The organism is Tianweitania sp., from assembly GCF_032053605.1.
GTDB lineage: Bacteria > Pseudomonadota > Alphaproteobacteria > Rhizobiales > Rhizobiaceae > Tianweitania.
Genome location: NZ_DAMBUH010000063.1, coordinates 19,805 through 20,396 on the forward strand (window position 1 = coordinate 19,805; position 592 = coordinate 20,396).

The 592-nt window shown below is 63.2% G+C and carries 2 protein-coding genes; one reads left to right on the plus strand and one right to left on the minus strand.

Features of this window, described 5'->3' with window-relative positions:
* On the minus strand, positions 1-362 hold a 362-nt coding region (locus RTX98_RS13980), incomplete at its 3' end, for a winged helix-turn-helix transcriptional regulator (RefSeq protein WP_416223129.1).
* A gap of 123 nt (positions 363-485) precedes the next feature.
* Here RTX98_RS13980 and RTX98_RS13985 point away from each other — a divergent pair.
* A partial coding sequence (locus RTX98_RS13985) for an NAD(P)H-binding protein (RefSeq protein ID WP_312797333.1) occupies positions 486-592 on the plus strand: 107 nt, incomplete at its 3' end.

Consider the following 592-nt stretch of genomic DNA (forward strand, 5'->3'; position numbering starts at 1 on the left):
TTCTGCGCCGCCCAGCTGCCGAGTGCCGCCACCGGCACGGCGATCGATTGCCCGAGTTCCGTCAGCGCATATTCCACTTCCGGCGGCGTGGTCGGCTTCACCGTGCGCCGAACCAGCCCGTCGCGTTCCAGCGAGCGCAGCGTCACCGTCAGCATGCGCTGCGAAATCCCCTCGATCATCCGCCGCAGCGCGTTGAACCGCACCGGCCGTCCTTGCAGGTTGAAGATCACGAGCAGGCTCCACGTATCGCCCACCCGGTCCAGCACCTCGCGAATCGGACACCCGCCCTCCGCGTCGAGGGCAAAGCCGGCATTGGTTTGGAGAAGCGGCACGGATGGCTGCATCGGCGTCATGGCGGTCATGCGGTTCCCTTCATGTGCCTTGTGCACGTGAACATGCCTTCTTTCGGCACCTTTGCCGAAGCGCTATGGAGTTACCATAAATAACCACCCACTCCAACACCGCATCACCAAAGGAGCATCCCCATGAAAATTGCACTGATCGGCGCTACCGGCTTTGTCGGCAAGGAAATCCTGACCGAAGCCGTGTCGCGCGGCCACACCGTCACCGCGCTCGTGCGCAACCCCGAAAA